The sequence below is a fragment of the Paenibacillus macerans genome (assembly GCF_900454495.1).
GTDB classification, from domain to species: Bacteria; Bacillota; Bacilli; order Paenibacillales; family Paenibacillaceae; genus Fontibacillus; species Fontibacillus macerans.
Genome location: NZ_UGSI01000001.1, coordinates 202,967 through 221,909 on the forward strand (window position 1 = coordinate 202,967; position 18,943 = coordinate 221,909).

The 18,943-nt window shown below is 56.2% G+C and carries 14 protein-coding genes; 12 read left to right on the forward strand and 2 right to left on the reverse strand.

Annotated elements, in window-relative coordinates; all coding sequences use genetic code 11:
- The first annotated feature begins 236 nt into the window (after positions 1-236).
- Positions 237-3,332 carry an isoleucine--tRNA ligase gene (ileS, locus tag DYE26_RS00910; RefSeq protein ID WP_036621425.1) on the forward strand — a complete coding sequence of 1,032 codons (3,096 nt, stop codon included), beginning with the start codon at positions 237-239 and terminating at the stop codon, positions 3,330-3,332.
- A 145-nt stretch (positions 3,333-3,477) separates the two neighbouring features.
- Positions 3,478-3,828, forward strand: a complete 351-nt coding sequence (locus DYE26_RS00915) for a DUF5665 domain-containing protein (RefSeq protein ID WP_036621427.1) — start codon at positions 3,478-3,480, stop codon at positions 3,826-3,828.
- On the opposite strand, the gene DYE26_RS00920 is transcribed toward DYE26_RS00915, so the two are convergent.
- A complete protein-coding gene (locus DYE26_RS00920) occupies positions 3,815-4,552 on the reverse strand; it encodes a TraR/DksA C4-type zinc finger protein (protein ID WP_036621429.1) in 738 nt (245 codons plus the stop codon). The two genes, DYE26_RS00915 and DYE26_RS00920, sit on opposite strands and share 14 nt — an antisense overlap.
- A 234-nt stretch (positions 4,553-4,786) precedes the next feature.
- Here DYE26_RS00920 and lspA point away from each other — a divergent pair, with 234 nt between their 5' ends.
- The 3 genes from lspA to DYE26_RS00935 all read left to right on the forward strand — a co-directional run bounded on the left by lspA (position 4,787) and on the right by DYE26_RS00935 (position 7,629).
- Positions 4,787-5,284: a signal peptidase II gene (gene lspA, locus DYE26_RS00925; protein WP_036621431.1), complete on the forward strand. Its 498-nt coding sequence runs from the start codon at positions 4,787-4,789 to the stop codon at positions 5,282-5,284.
- A complete protein-coding gene (locus DYE26_RS00930) occupies positions 5,281-6,228 on the forward strand; it encodes an RluA family pseudouridine synthase (protein WP_036621433.1) in 948 nt (315 codons plus the stop codon). The genes lspA and DYE26_RS00930 overlap by 4 nt, the downstream gene beginning before the upstream one ends.
- A 147-nt stretch (positions 6,229-6,375) precedes the next feature.
- A complete protein-coding gene (locus tag DYE26_RS00935; RefSeq protein ID WP_036621434.1) occupies positions 6,376-7,629 on the forward strand; it encodes an LL-diaminopimelate aminotransferase in 1,254 nt (417 codons plus the stop codon).
- Between the two features lie 442 nt (positions 7,630-8,071).
- Here DYE26_RS00935 and DYE26_RS00940 read toward each other — a convergent pair whose 3' ends face one another.
- Positions 8,072-8,986, reverse strand: a complete 915-nt coding sequence (locus tag DYE26_RS00940) for a transposase (RefSeq protein WP_115311165.1) — start codon at positions 8,984-8,986, stop codon at positions 8,072-8,074.
- A gap of 937 nt (positions 8,987-9,923) precedes the next feature.
- Here DYE26_RS00940 and pyrR point away from each other — a divergent pair.
- From pyrR to pyrE, 7 genes are all read left to right on the forward strand, one after another.
- Positions 9,924-10,469: a bifunctional pyr operon transcriptional regulator/uracil phosphoribosyltransferase PyrR gene (gene pyrR / locus DYE26_RS00945; protein ID WP_036621436.1), complete on the forward strand. Its 546-nt coding sequence runs from the start codon at positions 9,924-9,926 to the stop codon at positions 10,467-10,469.
- A gap of 1 nt (position 10,470) precedes the next feature.
- The gene (locus DYE26_RS00950) at positions 10,471-11,382 is read left to right on the forward strand and encodes an aspartate carbamoyltransferase catalytic subunit (RefSeq protein WP_036621438.1); all 912 of its coding nucleotides are present in this window, start codon (positions 10,471-10,473) and stop codon (positions 11,380-11,382) included.
- A gap of 78 nt (positions 11,383-11,460) precedes the next feature.
- Positions 11,461-12,753: a dihydroorotase gene (locus DYE26_RS00955; protein ID WP_036621441.1), complete on the forward strand. Its 1,293-nt coding sequence runs from the start codon at positions 11,461-11,463 to the stop codon at positions 12,751-12,753.
- Positions 12,754-12,854: 101 nt separating this feature from the next.
- The gene (carA, locus tag DYE26_RS00960) at positions 12,855-13,991 is read left to right on the forward strand and encodes a glutamine-hydrolyzing carbamoyl-phosphate synthase small subunit (RefSeq protein ID WP_036621443.1); all 1,137 of its coding nucleotides are present in this window, start codon (positions 12,855-12,857) and stop codon (positions 13,989-13,991) included.
- A gap of 3 nt (positions 13,992-13,994) precedes the next feature.
- Positions 13,995-17,207 carry a carbamoyl-phosphate synthase large subunit gene (carB, locus tag DYE26_RS00965; protein WP_036621445.1) on the forward strand — a complete coding sequence of 1,071 codons (3,213 nt, stop codon included), beginning with the start codon at positions 13,995-13,997 and terminating at the stop codon, positions 17,205-17,207.
- Positions 17,208-17,491: 284 nt separating this feature from the next.
- On the forward strand, positions 17,492-18,220 hold the full coding sequence (gene pyrF / locus DYE26_RS00970) for an orotidine-5'-phosphate decarboxylase (protein WP_036621446.1): 729 nt from the start codon (positions 17,492-17,494) through the stop codon (positions 18,218-18,220).
- Between the two features lie 2 nt (positions 18,221-18,222).
- Positions 18,223-18,864 carry an orotate phosphoribosyltransferase gene (gene pyrE / locus DYE26_RS00975; protein WP_036621447.1) on the forward strand — a complete coding sequence of 214 codons (642 nt, stop codon included), beginning with the start codon at positions 18,223-18,225 and terminating at the stop codon, positions 18,862-18,864.
- The last annotated feature ends 79 nt before the right edge of the window (positions 18,865-18,943 follow it).

Below are 18,943 nucleotides of genomic sequence, written 5' to 3' on the forward strand. Positions count from 1 at the left end.
GCGAGCCAGGTCTCGTCCCTTAGGGACGGGGCTTTTTTTGTTTGGCTTTAGGCAAAAATCGGCTTGACGAAAAGGTGCCGCAAGGTGAGTTGATCTGGCGACTCCGTTTTTGCGGAAATCGCGGCCCTCGCAACCGTTAAAATTCCGCCCCTCCTTGCCGCCACTATTCAAGCTCCGGCTTTGGCTTTGAGCTTTGAGCCTGTTGGTTTCCATGAATGAATGAAAGGAAGAGAAGTATGAAAAAAGTGGATGTCAAGGAAAACGCCCGTGCGCGCGATCTGCGCATTCTGGACAAATGGAAACGGGAGAATACGTTCAAGCGCAGCATCGAAAAACGCGCGGGACGCCCCAACTATGTATTTTTTGAAGGACCGCCGACCGCCAACGGCATGCCCCATATCGGGCACGTACTCGGGCGCGTAATCAAGGATTTCGTCGGCCGCTACCAGACGATGAAAGGCTACCGCGTCGTCCGCAAGGCGGGCTGGGATACGCACGGCCTGCCGGTCGAACTCGGCGTGGAGAAGGAGCTGGGCATTTCCGGCAAACAGGAAATCGAAAAATACGGCATCGAAGCATTCATCAAAAAATGCAAGGACAGCGTATTCGGCTATGAAAAGCAGTGGCGCGAGTTTACCGAAGCGATCGCTTACTGGGTCGACCTCGACGATCCGTACGTCACCCTGAACAACAGCTACATCGAAAGCGTCTGGAACATCCTGGCGACGATCCACGACAAAGGGCTGCTGTACAAGGGGCACCGCGTCAGCCCGTATTGCCCTTGCTGCCAGACGTCGCTGAGTTCGCACGAAGTGGCCCAAGGCTACGAGGACGTCAAGGACCTTAGCGCCACCGCCAAATTCAAGCTGGACGACACCGGCGAATATGTGCTGGCCTGGACGACTACGCCTTGGACGCTGCCGGCCCACGTCGCCCTGGCGATGAACCCGGATATGGAATACGCCCGGGTGCAGCAGGAAGACGGCGTTTATATCGTGGCCAAAAACCTCGTGGAAAAAGTAATGAAAGGCGACTTCACCGTACTGTCGACGCACAAAGGCGCGGAATTCATCGGCAAAACGTACACGCCGCCGTTCAACTACATCAAAGCCGATAAAATTAATGTGATCGTCGGCGCTTCGTTCGTAACCGACGCCAGCGGTACGGGGATCGTGCACATGGCTCCGGCCCACGGCGAAGACGACTACCGCACATGCCGCGAGAACGGCATCAGCTTCGTCAGCGTCGTTAACGGCCAAGGCCGCTACACGGACGCCGTCAGCGATTTTGCCGGCCGCTTTGTGAAGGATTGCGACCTTGATATCGTCAAAACGCTGTCGGAAAAAGGCCTCCTGTACAGCAAAGAAAAATACGAGCACAGCTATCCGTTCTGCTGGCGCTGTAAGTCGCCGCTGCTCTATTACGCGATGGAGAGCTGGTTTATCGAAACGACGGCCGTGAAAGACCAACTGATCGCCAACAACAATTCGGTCGAGTGGTTTCCGGGCCATGTACGCGAAGGCCGGTTCGGGAAATTCCTCGAGGACCTCGTCGATTGGAACATCAGCCGCAACCGGTATTGGGGGACCCCGCTGAACGTTTGGGTTTGCCCGGACTGCGGCGGGCAGTTTGCGCCGCACAGCCTGGCCGAGCTGCGCGAACATGCAGTGGGTCACGTCAGCGAAGACCTGGAGCTGCACAAGCCGTACGTGGACGAAGTCAAGGTACGCTGCCCGCACTGCGAGGGCGGAGTCATGGAGCGGACGAGCGAAGTGATCGACGTCTGGTTCGACAGCGGCTCAATGCCGTTTGCCCAGCACCATTATCCGTTCGAAAACGAACAGACCTTTGCCGAGCAGTTCCCGGCGGACATGATTTGCGAAGGGATCGACCAGACGCGCGGTTGGTTTTACAGCCTGCTGGCCGTGTCTACGCTGTTTACGGGCAAAGCGCCGTATAAAGCGGTGATCGCTACCGGTCACGTGCTGGACGAAAACGGGCAAAAGATGTCCAAGTCGAAAGGCAATGTCATCGACCCGTGGGACATCATTAATGAATTCGGCACCGACGCGTTCCGCTGGGCGCTGCTATCCGACAGCGCGCCTTGGAACAGCAAACGCTTCTCCAAAGGCATCGTCGCCGAAGCGAAATCGAAGGTGGTCGATACGCTCGTCAACACCCATGCCTTCCTGACACTATACGCGGGCATCGACGGCTACAAGCCGGAGGAGCATCCGCTGCGGCCATCGACGAACAAGCTGGACCGCTGGATTTTATCGCGGCTGAACAGTCTGATCCTCGTCGTCGACAAGGCCCTTCCGGTGAACGATTTCGTGAACGCCGCCCAGGCGATCGAAGGGTTTATCGACGAGTTGAGCAACTGGTATATCCGCCGTTCGCGCGACCGTTTCTGGGGAAGCGGCCTTGGCGAAGACAAATTATCGGCTTATCAAACGCTTACCGGCGTGCTCCTGACGTTGTCCAAGCTGATCGCGCCGTTTGCCCCGATGCTGGCCGAAGACATTTTCACGAACCTCGGCGGCGGGGACAGCGTTCATCTGGCCGACTTCCCGCAAGCGGATGAAAGCCTGATCGACCTCGCGCTGGAGAAGGACATGGAAAGCGCGCGGCAAATCGTCGAGCTGGCCCGCAACGTGCGCAACGAGACGGGCATCAAAACGCGCCAGCCGTTGTCCGGTCTGATCGTGTCTATGGACCGCGACTTTGCCGTAGCGGACTACGAAGAAATCATCAAGGACGAGATCAACGTCAAGGCGATCGAAATCGAAACGAGCGACAGCGGGTTCGTCGATTTTACGCTGAAGCTGAACCTGAAGGTAGCCGGCAAGAAGTACGGCAAAAACGTCGGCTTCCTTCAGGGCTACCTGAAAGGATTGTCTGCGGACGAGACGCGGGCGATCGTGGACAACGGCCGGTTTACCGTGACTTCGCCGGAGGGCGAGGAATTGACCGTTGCCGCTGACGAACTGCTGATCGAAAAGCAGGCCAAGCCGGGTTTTGCGTCCGCTTCCGGTTACGGGATCACCGTGGCGCTGAATACGGACATCACGCCGGAGCTTGAGCAGGAAGGCTGGGTTCGCGAGGTGGTGCGCGCGGTTCAGGATACCCGCAAGAAGCTGGATCTTCCGATCGAAAAGAGAGTGCATCTTACGCTTGACGTCGATGACGAACTGAAAGCGGCGATTACGGCGTTTGAGAACGTGCTGCGCGAAAACGTGCTGATCACGGACGTCGCCTTCGCCAAGCTGGACGAGTCGGCGGAGAAGGCTGACCTCGGAACCAAGACGATTTTAATCTCCATTCAAGCGTAATCTACGAAAACTGCATGGACCGCGCCAAGGACGGTCATACTAGAAGCAACCTAAAACAAACGAGCCCAGATAGTCTTTCCTTTTGCAGCGAAAGGGAGACGGGCTCGTTTGTAATTTAAATGCGAGTTCAAAGGATGGGGTAACGATGTTGCGTCGCAAAACGGCAGCCGAGCCGCCGGCCGAAGAGTTTCCCAAGACCCCGGAAGAGCGGATAAATGCTGTATACCGCCTGACCCAGAACTGGACCAGAGAGTTGGAAAAATCGCGGATCACCGAATATACCCAGCTTTTAAACCGTCCCTGGCGCCTGATTTGGCTGAATCTGTTATCCGGTACGGCGAGGGGCGTCGGCATTGCGATCGGTTTTACTTTCTTCGCCGCAACGATTATTTACGTGCTTCAAGTTCTGGGCAAGCTGAATCTGCCGATCATCGGCGATTATATCGCGGACATTGTGCGGATCGTGCAAAGGCAGCTCGAGCTTAATACGTATTAGGTCCGGTTCCCAGGGAATCTTCGCTTTCCAGATGTTTGGTGGCACTCATATGTTTACGGTATACGCCGTTGCGGTAAAAACAAACGTTTTTCCCGTAAATGTCGGTGGCGACAAAAGATTCGTAAGGCTCCACGAACCCGTCAAGCTCGTTCGAGGCTTCAATTTCCATGTCATTGTAATCGTCGACTTCCGATTCATCGGCGAATGCCGGGGTGTTGGAGGTGCCGAAGCTCTCCACGATCTGCCAGGCGTCTTCTCCGTCAAAACCGTTTTGATCGTCCCGTTCATCCAGACTGGTTCGTCCGAAAGGCGGAGACAAGAAAATCTCTTCAATCGGGCGCTTGGCCGAAACGAAGGTTTGCGGGCTGTGCTCCTTGCAGTACGCCGTTTCCGGAATCGCGCTGAGACGATCGTAGCCGATCGGCTTTCCGCAGGTGGCGCAATAGCCGTAGCTTTCGTCCTCGATGCGCTGAAGCGCATCTTCGACCCGGGCGAGCTGCAGTTCATGGTGTTCCGCCAGGGCGAGGTCCTTGCCCCGTTCGAACACTTCGGAGCCCAGGTCTCCGGGATGGTTGTCGATCGGGCTAAGTTCATTGGTATTGTACCGCATTGATTCATTCATTCCGTAATGGTCGTTTTCTTGAAGCCTTTCGCTGAGCGAGGCTTGTGCTTCTTTCAGTTTGGCGGAAAGTTCGGACAGTTGGGTTTTCGTTAGATACGACATGGGCGTTGCTCCTTTCTTTCCTGATCCTGGAACCGTTTTTTGAACGGTCTCATTTAGTGCGAGAACAACCTCTTATAGCGGTATTTTGCGCAGAAGTAAGGCGAATTACCTAAGGAAAATCCTTTCGCGCATGGACGGGCCAATTCCGGCTGTGCTACAATATACAAGGCTTACATGTGGATAATCCTGCCGGTGTTGAACCGCTGGAAATGAAAAAACGAGGTGACTTACCGCGTGGTATACTTTCTGATTGCATTGATTGTTTTTCTGATTGACCAGGGCACCAAATATTTGATTGCAACCGGTCTAACGATAGGAGAGCAAATCCCCGTCATCGGCAACTTTTTTCTGATTACCTCACACCGCAACCGCGGCGCGGCTTTTAGCATATTGCAGGATCAGCGCTGGTTTTTTGTCACGGTGACGGCCGTCGTCGTGGTCGGGATCATTTGGTATTTAATAAAAATAAAAAAACAGCGGAACAAGCTGTTGCCCACGGCGCTGTCTCTGGTGCTTGGCGGAGCGGTCGGGAACTTTCTGGACCGGGTTGTCAGCGGCGAGGTCGTCGATTTTTTGCAGTTTAATTTCGGCTCCTACACGTTTCCGATCTTTAATGTTGCGGATTCCTGTATCGTGATCGGCGTTGCGCTGATCATTTTGGATTCGCTGCTGGAGATGCGCCGGGAAAAACAGACGTCCAGGGCCAACCATGAGCAAGAGGAGAAGGTATGAGTTTAGACAAGCTTTATGAAGAATCCGAGGACGGCACGCTCGAGTGGACGATCGATTCTGCGGCCGCCAAGGAACGGATTGACAAATACGTTAAAGGACAGCTCGACGAGGAGGTTTCGCGAAGCCAAATTCAGCTGTGGATCGAAGCGGGGAATCTGGTCGTTAACGGAACTCCGGTCAAAGCGAACCATAAGCTGGCGGAGGGCGACCGCGTCGTGCTGACGATCCCCGAGCCGGAAGCGGTGGAAATCGCTCCCGAGGACATTCCGCTCGATATTTACTACGAAGACAGCGATGTGATCGTCGTCAACAAAGCGCGCGGCATGGTCGTGCATCCGGCGCCGGGCCATGCTTCCGGGACGCTCGTCAATGCGCTGCTGTTTCACTGCAAGGATTTGTCCGGCATCAACGGGGAACTGCGTCCCGGGATCGTGCACCGCATTGACAAAGACACATCGGGGCTCATTATGGCGGCGAAAAACGATAAAGCCCACGCCTCTTTGGCGGAGCAGCTCAAAGCCCACTCGGTCACCCGTAAGTATTACGCCCTCGTACACGGCAATGTCAGCCATGACCAGGGGACGGTGGACGCGCCGATCGGCCGCGACCCGTACGACCGCAAAATGTATACGGTGATCGACCGGAACAGCAAATCGGCAGTAACACATTTTCAGGTGGTGGAGCGTTTTGGCGATTACACTCTGCTGGAACTTAAGCTGGAAACCGGACGCACCCATCAAATCCGCGTGCACATGAAGTTCATCGGGCATCCGCTAGTGGGAGACCCACTGTACGGACGCAGCAAAGGCGTCAAAATGAACGGACAAGCGCTGCATGCAGCCGTTTTGGGCTTTGACCACCCGGCCGACGGGCGGTATTTGGAATTCAGCGCGCCGATTCCGGACGACATGGAGGATGTGCTTTTGTCGCTGCGAAACCGTTGATTAATTCCCGGGAAATGTTCGTCTCCAGGAGACAGCTTGATCAAAAAGTACAAACGATCGGGTAATTAATCCATTCTCTATTCCGCCGTCTTCCCTCATATTTAAAAGGTAGATTTTTTTAAAGAATATGAAGGGGATGGACGGTAAATGAGTACGGCGAATGGACAAGAAACTTACATTCAGCAGATATTTGCGGACCGGATCGGCGGAGCGAATTACGGTAAAGATACCGCTATTTATAAATTCGAGAAAATTAAACGCGCCAAAGCGGCGGCCAAAAAAGATTTTCCCGACATTGAGCTAATCGACATGGGCGTCGGCGAACCCGACGATATGGCCGATCCCGGCATCGTGGCCAAGCTTGCGGAAGAAGCGGCCAAACGGGAAAACCGCGGCTATGCGGACAACGGGATTGCGGAATTCAAGGAAGCTGCGGCGAAATATTTAGGCGATGTGTTCGGCGTGGAAAGCATCGATCCAGTTACGGAGGTTGTGCATTCGATCGGCTCCAAGCCGGCGATCGCGATGCTGCCTTCCTGCTTTATCAACCCGGGGGATATTACGATTATGACGGTCCCGGGCTATCCGATCATCGGTACGCATACCAAATATTTAGGCGGCGAAGTGTATACGGTGCCTTTGACCGAAGAAAACCACTTCCTGCCGAACCTGGATGCGATTCCGGAAGAGGTCGCCCGCAAGGCGAAGCTGTTGTATTTGAACTACCCGAACAACCCGACCGGAGCGAGCGCAACGCCGGAATTTTTCGCCAAAGTGGTGGAATGGGCGAAGAAATATCATGTGGTCGTCGTGCATGACGCTCCGTACGCAGCCTTAACATATGACGGACTTAAGCCGCTCAGCTTCCTGTCCGTGCCTGGCGCTAAGGACGTAGGTGTGGAACTGCACTCCTTGTCCAAGTCGTACAACATGACGGGTTGGAGAATCGGGTTTGTCGCCGGCAATCCGCTGGTCGTCAAAGCGTTCAGCGACGTGAAGGACAACAACGATTCCGGGCAGTTTATCGCCATTCAAAAGGCGGCAGCCTACGGTTTGGCGCATCCGGAAATCACCGAGAAAATCGCCGCGAAGTATTCGCGCCGCCACGAGCTGTTGGTGAACGCGCTGAATGAGCTGGGCTTCAATGCGAAGAAGCCGCAGGGATCCTTTTTCCTGTACGTGCAGGCGCCGAAGGGTGTGGAAGGCGGTCCGACGTTTGCGACGGCGGAAGACTTCTCGCAATTTTTGATCCGCGAGAAATTGATTTCGACCGTGCCTTGGGACGACGCCGGTCACTACATCCGTTTCTCCGTGACGTTTATAGCCGACGGCGAAGAGGAAGAGCGGCGTGTGATTTCGGAAATCAAACGCCGCTTGGGCGATTTGAAGTTTATTTTTTAACTGCATGTGTTGCATGGGCTGGCCAAGAAATGTTCTTGGCCGGCCTTTTTTAATATCTAGAATTTGTAAAGTTTCAAACGCTTATTTGCCAATTTCATGCTGGGAAAGTTGAGTTATAACTCAACTTTCGCGGGAACAGTCAAGTCGAAGACCGATCGTAAGCAAGGGACACGGAAGGGGGTGAAAGCTTGAGGATAGGGAAGTAGGGGAGAGGGGCGGCAGATCAACACTTGCTACCGGAGACTTTGCACGATTATCCCGCTTGATCAGGTAGCAAAGAGAAAGACAAGCTCGGGATAAAAAAATATTTGGTGGTGCAGCAGATAGGTTCGAAATAATTTAGACGCGCTTAGGAGACGGACAAGAGATCAAGACAGGAGATCAAGGACCCATTAAGTTGATCTGCATCAAACTCCCTCCTCCACCGTTCCCAGCGTCACAATCAGGCCGCAGCCGCAAGGGGCTGATTCGGTTGGCGCGCGATTAGCCGGCGGTAAGGGATCGCCGGAATCGCCACACACATCTGCAGCAACTTCTGCCGCATCGTTTCTTCCGCTCCGGGCAGTCCTCCGGACAGGTGCAGCCGGCGGCGTCCGGTGTACTCGTTCAGGTACGCCTGCAGATGTTTCAGTCCCAAGGCTCCATACGTACTCTTCAGCGATTCCCACGCCTCTCTCACCACTCTCCGCAAGGGCGCATATAGCCGAAAGGCCTGAGGGAACAATTGTACCGCCGATGTATGGACATCCACATGCCCATTGATGAACGCGGTTAGATCGTGACGGTCTGCCCTTTTTTCGCCTCCCCGCTTATCCGGCACCAGGCGGATTTTGACCTGTTCCGGCTCGCCCGACTCCGTGACCGCGCATCCCGCTACGACCGCCGAGGCGTACGGATGCGAAAGCTGACACCGGGACGGATTACGCCCGTACTGATCGCTGTTCACCTTCACGTCTCCGGAAAGCAGCTCCCGGGCATCGAACTCCCCCACGGCATGGCGTATTTTGTGCAGCATCGACCAGGCGGTCTTGTAGGCGACCCGGATCACCTGGCGCAGCCGCAGCGCCGAGATGCCGCCCTCAAGCAGGAACATATCCAGCGCCTTGAACCATTTGAGCAGGGGGAGATGCGTTCCTTCAAAAATCGTGCCGACCAAAGGCGATGTTTGATGCTTGCACTTTCCGCACTCGAACAAGGGGATATGCCGGGAGGTCAGACGGCTGCACCGGGTGTGAGCGCAGCGCGGGCAGACGAAGCCGTTTGGCCACTTCATCGCGATCAGCGCTTCCATGCAGTCCTGCTCGCTGTTAAAACGGCTGCTGAATGATTGAAGTTCCGTTCCCGCATTGATCTCCATGTTTACTCGCCCCCAAATTAACAATATATGAACTTTAGTTCCATTTATTTCATTATACCAAACACACGTTCTCTAATCAAGCCGAAAATCTCACCTGAACAGCCTCATTTTTTCCTCGTCTTTTTTGTTTTTTCTCTCTTTTTTGGAACCCTCGTTCTAGCCCCCCTGCTCCCTGCTCCTGAACAATGGGGATAATCGTGCAAAGGCAGGCAGCAGGCAGGGACACCAAGACACGACGCTTTAGATGGTCCCTTTAGAAAGCCCCTCACCTGGCATCGATTTGTGACACGGCTCGAAACGGCTATAGTACAAAAGGTAGGTACACCGACCCTGCCGGATCGTGACGTCTCTATATCGTTAAGGCTTCCTCAACGAAGCAGCCAAAATACCGGGAAGATATTGTCCGCCTCTGATTCAGCGCCAACTTCGGCAATGGATTGCTGTTTTGCCCAGCTTCATCAAAGCTTGTCTGCCGATATTTTGCTGCGAAAGTTGAGTTATAAGGTCTCAGCCAAGCTGCCAGCGAAATGCCGCTCCAAAAATTCGGTTGAATAAATATAAATATAAATGTATAATTATTAACAATGATATGCAGCCGCGCTTCCGCTAAACGGAGGATTCGGGTGGTTCCGTCGTGAGCAAGGTGTGAACGGTTTTAAGGCAGAGCGTCTTGACAGGCTGGCATCGTTCTGTCATAATGCATGTAAACCAATAGCACCTTTAATTCAGTCCCGTGAGGCTGGCAAGGTAACGTGAATGGGGAAGCAGGCCGAACTGCGCTTAATTTTCATGAGCTCTGGCATGCCCAATCCCCCGTGACAGTCATAGTTTAACTGTGGCTGGAGACTCCTTGCCTGGATCAGGCAAGGAGTTTTTTTATGCGCTGATCACGGAACGAACACGGGTGACCATCAATTGTCCCAAGGAGGTCAAGGCTGTGAGCATCGAAAGTCATATCATTATGGATGAGCAGGCGATTCGGAGGGCGCTTACCAGAATTGCGCATGAGATTTTGGAGCGAAACAAAGGGATCGAAGGTTTGGTGCTGGCCGGCATCAAAACGCGCGGAGTGTATCTCGCCAAACGGCTGGCCGAGCGGCTGGAAAGCATCGAAGGATCGGCGATTCCGTGGGGAGAGCTTGACGTAACGTCCTACCGGGACGACAACACCGAAACGGTGCGAGGAGCCAAGCAAGCCACGTTCCCAGTATCGATTCAAGGCAAAAAAGTCATTTTGTTCGACGATGTTCTGTATACGGGCCGCACGATCCGGGCCGCGATGGACGCGATCATGGACTGCGGACGGCCGGAATCGATCCAACTGGCGGTTCTCGCCGATCGGGGCCATCGGGAACTGCCGATTCGGGCCGATTATATCGGGAAAAACGTGCCGACCTCGCGCACGGAAGAAATCGAAGTGCTGCTTCAAGAACATGACGGAAGCGATCTTGTCCGTATCCTCCACAACCGGGAGGGGAACTGACATGGCGCTGACGATGGCGGCAGTGAAGGAACGCAGCTTGCTGGGACTCAAAAACCTGAGCGCGTCGGAGATTTCCTCCATTTTGGACCGGGCGGCCCACTGGGACGCTAAAGCAGATAAAGTGATCCCGGTCCTGCAGGACCGTTTCGTAGCCAATATGTTTTTTGAAAACAGCACGCGGACCCGCTTTTCCTTCGAAATGGCGGAGAAAAGGCTGGGCGCGCAGGTGCTTAACTTCGCGGCGGCGGTCTCGAGCGTAGAAAAAGGCGAGTCGATTTACGACACCGTCCGCACGCTGGAATCGATGGGCATCGACGCCGGCGTCATCCGGCTTAAGCCGATCGGCATGCTTGAAGGAATTGCGGAAAAAATCGGCGTTCCGCTCGTCAATGCCGGCGACGGCAACAACGAGCACCCGACGCAAGCGCTGCTCGATCTTTATACGATGAAGGCCCATTTCGGGGAATTGAAGGGGCTCAAGGTGTCGATCATCGGCGACATCAAACATAGCCGGGTTGCCCGCTCCAACCTGTGGGCCCTGCAAAAATTCGGCGCGGAAGTGAAGCTGTGCGCGCCGGAAAACATGCAGGCCCGGGAGCTTGAAGCTTACGCTTCTTACGTATCGATGGAAGAAGCGCTTGGCGCCGACGTCGTGATGATGCTCCGGGTTCAGCTGGAGCGCCATACGGACGGCATCTTGAAATCGGCGGCCGAGTATCGTCTCCATTATGGTTTAACGGAAGAGAGAGCGGCCAAACTGCCGCCGCACGCGCTGATCATGCACCCGGCTCCGGTAAACCGGGGCGTGGAAATCGACGACGCGCTTGTGGAGCACCCGCAGTCGCGCATCTTTAAGCAGATGCAAAACGGCGTGCCGATCCGCATGGCCGTCCTGGAACGGGCCCTACGCTAGGGCCGTGCAGGGAAATAAAGCGCCGTAACCCGCCGTCCTATTCCAAAATCGTACGAAAGAGCGGAGGATGAACATTCCATGCGACTTATTATTATAAATGCCAATATCCTAAATAGCGACGGGGAACTGCAATTATCTCGAATCACCGTCCATAACGGAATCGTCGAAAGTATTTCGGTTAACGGGGCCGGGGAGGCCGCAGCGGCCGATCCGGATACGCGGATAATCGACGCCGGCGGCAAGCTGGTAACCCCGGGTTTTATCGACATGCACGTGCATTTGCGCGAACCGGGCTTTGAGCATAAAGAAACGATCGAAACGGGCTCGCGCTCGGCGGCCAAAGGCGGCTTCACCACGATCGCCTGCATGCCGAACACGAGACCGGTGACCGATAATCCCGACACGGTAAAATACGTAAAACAAAAAGCGGACGAAGCGGGGCTCGTCAATGTGCTGCCGTACGCGGCGATCACGAAAGGCGAGCTTGGCCGCGAGTTGACCGACTTTGCCGCGCTGAAGGAAGCCGGCGCAATCGGCTTCACCGACGACGGCGTAGGCGTGCAGAGCGCGCAGATGATGAAGGACGCGATGAAACTGGCGGCGTCGCTGGCTATGCCGGTCATCGCCCACTGCGAGGACAACTCGCTGGTGGAAGGAGCGCCGGTCGCCGAGGGGGAATTCGCCAGACGGCACGGCTTGAAAGGCATCCCGAACGAGTCGGAGGCGATCCATGTCGGGCGCGATATTTTGCTTGCGGAAGCGACGGGCGTTCACTACCACGTCTGCCACGTCAGCACGGAGCAGTCGATCCGCTTGATCCGGCAGGCCAAAGAGATCGGCATCAACGTGACCGCCGAGGTATGCCCGCACCATCTGATCCTGGCGGACGAAGATATCCCTGGGCTGGACGCCAACTGGAAAATGAATCCGCCGCTGCGCTCCCGCCGGGACGTGGAGGCTTGTATCGCGGCATTGGAGGACGGAACGATCGACATCATCGTCACCGATCACGCGCCGCACAGCGAGGAAGAAAAGGCCAAGGGCATGCAGCTTGCGCCGTTTGGCATCGTCGGTTTCGAAACGGCGTTCCCGCTGCTGTACACCAAATTTGTGGCCGAAGGCCGCTGGACTTTGGGGATGCTGGTGCAGCGCATGACTGCAGATCCGGCGAAAGTGTTCGGGCTAAAGGCCGGACGCCTCGCTCCCGGCGCTCCCGCCGATCTGACGATCGTCGATTTGCAGGAGGAGCGGCCCGTCGATCCGGCGGCCTTTGCCTCGAAAGGGCGCAACACGCCGTTTGCCGGGTGGAAGCTGAAGGGCTGGCCGGTGGCGACGATCGTGGGCGGAAACCTGGTTTGGTCTGAGGCATAGGCTTGAGGCATAGGGCCAAGGCAGGTCCGAGGTATAGGTCTGAGGCATAAGCCCAATCATGGGCTCTGATGAATATAGAACTTCTAAAGGAGTGCTGCAGGATGCAAGCAAGATTGTTGTTGGAAGACGGCACGTTGTTTACCGGAACCTCATTCGGGGCGGAAGGCGAAAAAACGGGCGAGGTCGTTTTTAATACGGGAATAACGGGATACCAGGAGGTTTTGTCCGACCCGTCCTACTGCGGACAAATCGTCACCATGACCTATCCGCTGATCGGGAACTACGGCATCTCGCGGGATGATTTCGAATCGATCGTACCGTCGATCCACGGGTTCGTGGTACGCCGGTACGAGCCGACGCCCAGCAACTGGCGGGCGCAGTACAACCTGGGCGATTTGCTTAAGGAATACGGGATTCCCGGCATTGCCGATATCGATACCCGCATGCTGACGCGCATCATCCGCCATCAGGGGACGATGCGGGGGATCCTGACCACCTCCTCGAAATCGGTTGAAGAGCTGAAGGAAATGATGCTCGCCACCAGCATCGAGGAACTGCGCAATCAGGTGGCCCAAACCTCGACGAAGCACGTTTACAGCAGCCCGGGCTCGAAGGAGCGCATCGTGCTTGTGGACTTCGGCGCCAAAAGCGGTATTTTACGCGAACTCAACAGACGGGATTGCGATGTGGTCATCGTGCCGCATAACACGACCGCGGAGGAAATCCGCCGCCTGCATCCCGACGGGATTCAGCTGTCCAACGGCCCCGGAGACCCGAAAGACGTGCCTTACGCGGCGGAAATGATCTCCGAACTGCTCGGCGAATATCCGATTTTCGGCATCTGCCTGGGTCACCAACTGTTCGCATTGGCATGCGGAGCCGATACGGAGAAACTGAAATTCGGCCACCGCGGCGGCAACCATCCGGTCAAAGAGCTGGAATCGGGACGCTGCTACATCACGTCCCAGAACCACGGGTACACGGTAACGGAATCGTCCCTGAACGGAACGGACCTAGAAGTAACGCATATCAACAATAACGACAAAACGATCGAAGGCTTGAAGCATAAAAAATATCCGGCTTTTTCGGTGCAGTACCATCCGGAGGCCGCTCCCGGACCTTACGACAACAGCTACCTGTTCGACCGCTTCATCGAAATGATCCGGGAGCATAAGCGCCTGCATCCGCAAAAGCCCCGTCAGGCCGAACTCATGGCCGCTGCGAAAGGAGAACTGTAATCCATGCCGATCAACAAAGACCTCAAGAAGATACTCGTCATCGGTTCCGGCCCGATCGTCATCGGCCAGGCTGCGGAGTTTGACTATGCCGGAACGCAGGCCTGCCAGGCGCTGAAGGAAGAAGGCGTCGAGGTGGTGCTGATCAACAGCAACCCGGCGACGATCATGACGGATACCAATATGGCCGACAAAGTATACATCGAACCGATCACGCTTGAGTTCGTGACGCAAATCATCCGCCAGGAGCGCCCGGACGGCCTGCTGCCGACGCTGGGAGGCCAAACCGGCCTGAACATGGCCGTCGAATTGGCCCGCGCCGGCGTGCTGGAGCGCGAAAACGTCAAGCTGCTCGGCACGCAGCTGACCTCGATCGAAAAGGCGGAGGACCGCGACCTGTTCCGCGAGCTGATGCGCGAGCTGGAGCAGCCGGTGCCGGAAAGCACGATCATCACCTCGGTCGATGAGGCGCTGTCCTTTGCCGCGGAGATCGGCTATCCGGTCATCGTGCGTCCGGCCTATACGCTGGGCGGCACCGGCGGCGGCATCTGCGCCACGGAGGAGGAGCTTAAGGAAACGGTCGCTTCGGGGATCCGCTACAGCCCGATCGGCCAATGCCTGATCGAAAAATCGATCGCCGGCATGAAGGAAATCGAATACGAAGTCATGCGGGACGCAAATGACAACTGCATCGTCGTCTGCAACATGGAGAACTTTGACCCGGTGGGCGTACATACCGGGGACAGCATCGTCGTAGCTCCGAGCCAGACGCTTTCCGACCGCGAGTATCAAATGCTGCGTTCGGCGTCGCTGAAAATCATCCGCGCGTTGAACATCGAAGGCGGCTGCAACGTCCAGTTCGCGCTCGATCCGCAAAGCTTCCAGTACTACGTTATCGAAGTAAACCCGCGGGTGAGCCGTTCTTCGGCGCTCGCCTCCAAAGCGACGGGCTACCCGATCGCCAAAATGGCGGCGAAAATCGCCCTCGGCTATACGCTCGACGAAATCGTCAACCCGGTTACGGGCCAGACATACGCTTGTTTTGAACCGACGCTCGACTACATCGTCAGCAAAATCCCGCGCTGGCCGTTCGACAAATTCGTCAGCGCCAACCGCAAGCTGGGCACGCAGATGAAAGCGACCGGCGAAGTGATGGCGATCGGACGGACGTTTGAAGAGTCGATTCACAAAGCGGTCCGCTCGCTGGAGATCGGCACACACCGCCTGTACTTGAAAGGGGCGGAAAAGATCGACAACGGGACATTGGACGCCCGCTTGATCAAAGCCGACGACGAGCGCCTGTTCCTGATCGCCGAAGCGTTCCGCCGCGGCTACAAGCTGCAGCAGATCCACGACCTGACGGGCATCGACTGGTGGTTCCTGGACAAAATCGAACGTTTGGTCGAGTTCGAGAAGCGGATCGCCGGCGAAGAAATTTTGTCCTATGAAACCTTGTACGAAGCCAAGCGGCTCGGCTTTACCGACCGGGCGATCGCCGAGCTGCGCGCGGCGGGGCAGCCGCTGGGCACGCATTTGACCGAAGCCGAGGTCAGAAGCTTCCGCAAGGAGCGTGGCCTGCGGCCGGTATATAAAATGGTCGATACGTGCGCGGCGGAGTTTGAAGCTTCCACGCCATACTATTACTCGACCTATGAAACGGAAAACGAAGTCGTCCAATCCGCGAAGGAAAAAATCGTCGTGCTCGGCTCCGGCCCGATCCGGATCGGCCAGGGCATCGAGTTCGACTACTCCACGGTGCACGCGGTTTGGGCGATTCAAAAGGCCGGTTATGAAGCGGTCATCATCAACAACAATCCGGAGACGGTGTCCACCGATTTCAACACCTCGGACCGTCTTTATTTCGAGCCGCTGTTCTTCGAAGACGTGATGAACGTTATCGAGCAGGAAAATCCGGTTGGCGTCATCGTCCAGTTCGGCGGCCAAACGGCGATCAACCTGGCGGCGCCGCTGGAGGCGGCCGGCGTGCGCATCCTCGGCACCTCCCTGGCATCGATCGACGAGGCGGAGGATCGCAAAAAGTTCGAAGCGCTGCTCTCCAGGCTGCATATCGCCCAACCTAAAGGCAGCACGGTCACCTCGGTCGAGGAGGCGGTGGGAACCGCGCAAGCGCTTGGTTATCCGGTGCTGGTGCGCCCGTCGTACGTCCTGGGCGGCCGGGCGATGGAAATCGTCTACTCCGATGGCGAGCTGCTGAGATACATGGAGGAAGCGGTCAACATCAACCCGCAGCATCCGGTGCTGATCGACCGCTACATGCTGGGCAAAGAGGTGGAGGTCGATGCGATCTGCGACGGGGAAACCGTGCTGATTCCGGGGATCATGGAGCATATCGAACGCGCCGGCGTGCACTCCGGAGACTCGATTGCGGTGTACCCGCCGCAGCATTTGTCCGCCGAACTGAAGGAGAAAATCGTCGAAATCACGATCAAAATCGCCAGAGAGCTGAAAACCATCGGTCTCGTCAACATCCAATTCGTTATCTACAAGGATGAAGTGTACGTCATCGAGGTTAACCCGCGCTCTTCGCGGACGGTGCCGTTCTTGAGCAAGGTGACGAACATCCCGATGGCGGGCGTGGCGACGCAGTGCATTCTCGGCACGAAGCTGAGCGATCTTGGCTATAAGGACGGCCTATGGCCGGAAAGCGAGCAGGTTGCCGTCAAAGTGCCGGTGTTCTCCTTTGCCAAGCTGCGCCGGGTCGAGCCGACGCTCGGTCCGGAAATGAAATCGACCGGAGAAGTCATGGGCCGCGATCCGCAGTATGCCAAGGCGCTGTATAAAGGCCTTATCGGGGCCGGAATGAAAATTCCTGCGACCGGTGCGATCATCGCGACCGTGGCGGATAAAGATAAGCAGGAAGCGGTCGAGCTGCTGCGCGGCTTCTATCGCCTGGGCTACAAAATCATCGCCACGGACGGGACGGCTTCCGCGCTGATCGACGCGGGCATCCATGTGACAACCGTCTACAAGCTGTCGGAAGGCGTGCCGAACATCCTGGATTTGATCCGGAACGGGGAAGCGCACTTCGTCATCAACACGCTGACAAAAGGCAAGGAACCGGAACGCGACGGGTTCCGCATCCGCCGGGAAGCGGTGGAGAACGGCGTCGTCTGCATGACCTCGCTCGATACGGTGCGCGCGCTGCTCGAGATGTTGGAGGCGATCAACTTCTCCTCCCAAGCGATGCCTTCTTTATAAGAGGTAAGTTCAAAAAGTCCGCTTTTGATCACGAAGTGAATCAAGAAGTAACTCGACATCGAATCTTGAATTCAGCCGGGCCTTCCGTTGCTCACGTACCCAAAACGTACGCTCCGCTACTCAGTCCCTGGCTTCATCCAACCTTCTCGGTGCTGAAAACCGACCTTTTTGAACACTAACTATTAAGAGGGGTCATTTGGACGGATAATTCGATTACAAAAAAATGCTGCGGCTCGGAAGCAACTTGCTTCGGAGCCGCAGGCATGACAGGAGGGTAAGCGGTAATGCGTTCATTTGAACAGGCGGCGGGCCGGCTGATTGTCGCCCTCGATTTTCCCGATGCGGAGCGGGCGAGAAAGCTGCTGAAGACGTTGGAAGGCATTCCTTGCTACATGAAGGTAGGGCTGCAGCTTTTTTATGCGGCCGGTCCGGATTTTATCCGGGAGTTGAAGCAAGCGGGCTATTTGGTGTTTCTGGATGTAAAAATGCATGATATCCCGAACACCGTTAAAGGCGGTGCAAACAGCGTCACCAAGCTCGGTGTGGATATGTTTAACGTTCATGCCGCTGGCGGCGTAAATATGATGAAAGCGGCCAAGGAAGGAGCGCTTGCCGCTTTGGAAAGCGGCATATCTCTGTCCATGCCGCAAATCATTGCGGTGACGCAGCTGACGAGCACAAACCGGGATATGCTCAACCGTGAAATCGGCATTCCCGGAAGCGTGGAAGCGTCCGTGGTGAATTATGCGGCTCTGGCCCGGGAAGCCGGCCTGGACGGCGTCGTCGCTTCGCCGCTGGAAGTGCCGGCGGTGAAAGAGCGGTGCGGACAAGCGTTTCTGACCGTAACGCCGGGCATCCGGCCGGCCGGCAGCCAGGCGGACGATCAATCCCGCACTCTAACGCCGGCCGAAGCGATGTCCCAAGGGACGGATTACATCGTCGTCGGGCGTCCGATCAGCGCGGCAGCCAGTCCCCGCGAAGCGGCGGAGAAAATTATCGAGGAGATGATGTAATCATGGCAAACTCAACTGACACAGCGGCCCAAATCGCCGAAAATTTGCTGGAAATCGGAGCGGTGGCGCTTCGGCCGCACCAGCCGTTTACGTGGACCTCGGGCATCAAATCGCCGATATACTGCGACAACCGCTTGACGATGTCTTATCCGGCGATCCGCGACTTGATCGCGGAGTCGTTTGCGGCTCTGATCCGCGAAGCTTATCCCGAAGCCGGGGTCATTGCCGGAACGGCGACGGCGGGCATTCCGCACGCCGCGTTTGCGGCGCAGAAGCTGGGCCTGCCGATGGCCTATATCCGCGACAAAGCCAAGGGCCACGGCAAAGAAAATCAAATCGAAGGTTTGATTAAACCCGGTCAAAAGGTCGTCGTCATCGAAGATTTGATTTCTACCGGGGGCAGCTCGCTCAAGGCAGCCTTGGCCGTCCGGGAGGCGGGGGCCGAACCGCTCGCCGTGCTGGCGATTTTCAGCTACCAGCTGGACAAAGCGGTCAGCGCGTTTGCCGAGGCGGGCATCCCGCTTCAGACGTTGTCCAACTATTCGGCGCTGATCGACGTAGCCGTGAAGCGCGGCGACATCAAAGCCGAAGACTTGGAGCTGCTCAAATCGTGGCGTAAGGATCCGGCTTCCTTCGGGGCTTAGAAGGATGCAAAAAGCGAAACTTTTGCATTTTGGCAAAAGTTTCGCTTTTTTAAAAGCTCAAACCAGATACTAGTATCAA

Excerpts from the sequence above, each read along its gene's own strand:
- DYE26_RS00930 (WP_036621433.1), top strand. The coding sequence starts at position 5,281 with ATGAGTTTAGACAAGCTTTATGAAGAATCCGAGGACGGCACGCTCGAG.
- ileS (WP_036621425.1), top strand. The coding sequence starts at position 237 with ATGAAAAAAGTGGATGTCAAGGAAAACGCCCGTGCGCGCGATCTGCGC.
- DYE26_RS00935 (WP_036621434.1), top strand. The coding sequence starts at position 6,376 with ATGAGTACGGCGAATGGACAAGAAACTTACATTCAGCAGATATTTGCG.
- pyrE (WP_036621447.1), top strand. The coding sequence starts at position 18,223 with ATGGCAAACTCAACTGACACAGCGGCCCAAATCGCCGAAAATTTGCTG.
- DYE26_RS00950 (WP_036621438.1), top strand. The coding sequence starts at position 10,471 with ATGGCGCTGACGATGGCGGCAGTGAAGGAACGCAGCTTGCTGGGACTC.
- DYE26_RS00955 (WP_036621441.1), top strand. The coding sequence starts at position 11,461 with ATGCGACTTATTATTATAAATGCCAATATCCTAAATAGCGACGGGGAA.
- DYE26_RS00915 (WP_036621427.1), top strand. The coding sequence starts at position 3,478 with ATGTTGCGTCGCAAAACGGCAGCCGAGCCGCCGGCCGAAGAGTTTCCC.
- carA (WP_036621443.1), top strand. The coding sequence starts at position 12,855 with ATGCAAGCAAGATTGTTGTTGGAAGACGGCACGTTGTTTACCGGAACC.
- DYE26_RS00940 (WP_115311165.1), bottom strand. The coding sequence starts at position 8,986 with ATGGAGATCAATGCGGGAACGGAACTTCAATCATTCAGCAGCCGTTTT.
- carB (WP_036621445.1), top strand. The coding sequence starts at position 13,995 with ATGCCGATCAACAAAGACCTCAAGAAGATACTCGTCATCGGTTCCGGC.
- pyrF (WP_036621446.1), top strand. The coding sequence starts at position 17,492 with ATGCGTTCATTTGAACAGGCGGCGGGCCGGCTGATTGTCGCCCTCGAT.
- DYE26_RS00920 (WP_036621429.1), bottom strand. The coding sequence starts at position 4,552 with ATGTCGTATCTAACGAAAACCCAACTGTCCGAACTTTCCGCCAAACTG.